At 26.9% G+C, this 3,037-nt stretch carries 5 protein-coding genes; all 5 read left to right on the plus strand.

Going from position 1 to position 3,037, the window contains the following annotated elements:
• A partial coding sequence (locus tag EHU54_RS05110; protein ID WP_400249298.1) for a hypothetical protein occupies positions 1-212 on the plus strand: 212 nt, incomplete at its 5' end.
• A 204-nt stretch (positions 213-416) separates the two neighbouring features.
• Positions 417-626: a hypothetical protein gene (locus EHU54_RS05115; protein ID WP_400249299.1), complete on the plus strand. Its 210-nt coding sequence runs from the start codon at positions 417-419 to the stop codon at positions 624-626.
• Positions 601-912, plus strand: a complete 312-nt coding sequence (locus EHU54_RS05120; protein ID WP_400249300.1) for a hypothetical protein — start codon at positions 601-603, stop codon at positions 910-912. The genes EHU54_RS05115 and EHU54_RS05120 overlap by 26 nt, the downstream gene beginning before the upstream one ends.
• Positions 913-1,044: 132 nt before the next feature.
• The gene (locus tag EHU54_RS05125) at positions 1,045-1,320 is read left to right on the plus strand and encodes a co-chaperone GroES (protein ID WP_353486666.1); all 276 of its coding nucleotides are present in this window, start codon (positions 1,045-1,047) and stop codon (positions 1,318-1,320) included.
• A gap of 21 nt (positions 1,321-1,341) precedes the next feature.
• Positions 1,342-2,955 carry a chaperonin GroEL gene (groL, locus tag EHU54_RS05130; RefSeq protein ID WP_400249301.1) on the plus strand — a complete coding sequence of 538 codons (1,614 nt, stop codon included), beginning with the start codon at positions 1,342-1,344 and terminating at the stop codon, positions 2,953-2,955.
• The last annotated feature ends 82 nt before the right edge of the window (positions 2,956-3,037 follow it).

The following is a 3,037-nucleotide window of genomic DNA, read 5'->3' on the forward strand; positions in this document are numbered from 1 at the left end:
AAATTAATAGTTGACAATGGTTATCAAGGAATTCTGAATTAATTAATAATTATGGGTTTACAAATAAAAAAACCATTTTAGTAAATGGTTTAATTTATTATTCTTATTCAATTTCTGAGTTTTTTCAAAACCCCAATTTTTTACATGCGACCCTTGCTTTAATTGGAACATATGTTAGTGTTGCTGGATGAAAATTACGTTGACAAGTATAAAACTTTTTTAGAATAAAAATCTCTCTCAATCTGAGAGATTTTTATTTTTTAATTTACTTTAAAATTAGTTAATACGATAAGATTTAAATATATCAATTAAAAACATAGAGAGAAAGGAAAATTGGTAATGAAAAAAAGTACATTATGACTAATTTTAGTTGGTATTATTATTAATATCGGTCGTTATTAATAAATGTCCATTTTATGAGTCAAGACAACCAAGAAAATGTAGCAAATAATGTTAAACAAGAAACTAGGGTTAAAAGAAGTTTCAATGATAATCAAGATGAAATTGAAGCGTCATTAGAAAGTATTTTTACAGATATTAAAATTTTATATGCTTCATTTCGACCAATATTATGGACTCAAATCATTATTTATCGTACTATTGTACAAACAAAAAAAGTTTATTAATTTTTTTATTGCAGAGATATTTTCTGAAGCAAGAAATGTTTCCATTGATGGAAGAATTAGAAGATTAGAATATATGTCATCATTCGCTAATTTGATCTGAAATAATTGAAATAAAATTAATGCGATTTGAAATGATAGTGACAAAAAAAATCGTATACGAATTGTTGCAAAAATATTACCAAACATTATTGTTTGAGAAACTTATCATGGAAAACATGAAAAAAGAATCTTGTCTGAGTATCTTTCAACTAATATTAGATATGATGAAGATGAAATGGTTTATTAAAATAAAATTAGCAAAAAGTTGATTTATATTACTATAAAAATACTTGCATTTTTTAATAAAATTTGTTAAATATATTATTGGCAGTTACATATGCCATTTGTTAATAGTCATGTTAATAAGGAGGAATGTTATATGATTAAACCACTAGGAAAAAATATTGTCTTAGAAAAAGAAGAAAAAAAAGAAACATTTATTAATGGAATTTATTTACCAGAAGATGAAAAAAGCAAAAGCCATATTGGAAAAATAATTGCAATTAGTACTGAAGTTAGTAAAGATGGGACCTTTGAAGGAAAAATAAATAATAAAGTTCTTTATCGCGAATATGCCGGAACTGAAATTGAATTTAATAATAAAAAATTAGTCTTAATTTCTAATGAAGATATTTTAGGCGTAATTGAAGAATAAAATTAAAGGGGGAATAGAAATATGTCAAAATCAATTAAATTTGCTGAAGAAGCAAGAATGAAATTACTTAATGGAATTAATAAATTAACTGATGCAATAAAAGTGACTTTAGGACCAAAAGGAAAATATGTTTTATTAGAAAAAACTTATGGTTCACCATTAATTACGAATGATGGCGTTACAATTTCAAAGGAAATTGAATTAAGCAATCATTTTGAAAATATGGGAGCTAAGTTAGTTGCTGAAGTTGCTAATAAAACAAATGATGTTGCTGGTGATGGAACAACAACGGCAATTGTTTTAACTCAAGCAATTGTTAAAGAAGGATTAAAAAATATTACTGCTGGTGCAAATGCTGTAGCTATTCGTAATGGAATTGAAAAAACAGTTAAAGCAATTGTGGATTTATTAAAACAATCAGCAAAAGAAATTAAGTCAAAAGAAGAAATTGCACAAGTTGCGAGTGTTAGTTCAAAAGATCCTGAAATTGGTGCCTTAATTGCTGAAATTATGACTAAAGTTGGTAATGATGGGGTTATTACTATTGAAGAATCAAAAACAATCAATACTGAAACAAGTGTTACTAAAGGATTACAATTTGATAAGGGATATTTATCACAATACATGGTAACTGATAGTGAAAAAATGTTAACAGAATTTGAAAATCCATATATTTTAATTACTGATAAAAAAATTAGTAATATGAAAGAAATTCTACCAATTTTAGAAAAAATTGTTGAAGAAGGACGTCCATTATTAATTATTGCTGATGATGTTGATGGTGATGTTTTACCGACATTATTACTAAACAAAATGCGTGGTGCTTTCAATATTTGTGTTGTTAAAGCCCCAGAATTTGGGAATAACCGTAAAGATTTATTGGAAGATATTGCTATGTTAGTAAAAGGTAAATTTGTTAATGGTGATTTAGGAATGGATTTCAAAACTTTAACTTTAGATGATTTAGGAACAGCAAAAAAAGTAATTGTTTCAAAAGATACGACAACAATTATTGAAGGAAAAGCAACACGTGCAGAAATTGAAGATCGTAAAGAATTTATTCGTAATCAAATTAAAAATGAAAAATCAACATTTGAGCATGATAAATTGAAAAAAAGATTAGCTAAACTTGCGAATGGTGTTGGAATCATTAAAGTTGGTGCACCAACTGAAACAGAAATGAAAGAGAAAAAATTACGAATTGAAGATGCCTTAAATTCAACTAAAGCTGCTGTTGAAGAAGGTATTGTTGCTGGTGGTGGAACGGCATTAGTACAAGTTGGGAAAAAATTAGGAAATTTAAAATTAAATGATGAAGAAAAATTAGGATTAAATATTGTGTTACGAGCAATTGAAGAACCAGTTCGTCAAATTGCTGCTAACGCTGGTGTTGATGGTTCAATTATTGTTAATAAATTAAAAGAACAAAATGACAATTTTGGTTATAATGCTGCAACAAATACATGAGAAAATATGATTGAGGCAGGAATTGTTGATCCAGTTAAAGTAACACGTTATGCTTTACAACATGCTGGTAGTGTTAGTGCTTTGTTGTTAACAACGGAAGCTGTTGTAGTAAATAATGATGAAGACAAACAACCAAAAGCACCAAGTTATCCTGACTTAGGAATTTAATTAAAGAAACATTAGACTTCTTGCATAACCTATTCTTTTATTTAAAAATTTAATATTTTCCTACAACGAAAAATGACTTTTT

Origin of the sequence: Spiroplasma sp. ald (assembly GCF_044714355.1) — a bacterium.
In the GTDB taxonomy this organism is placed as follows: domain Bacteria; phylum Bacillota_I; class Bacilli_A; order Mycoplasmatales; family Mycoplasmataceae; genus Spiroplasma; species Spiroplasma phoeniceum.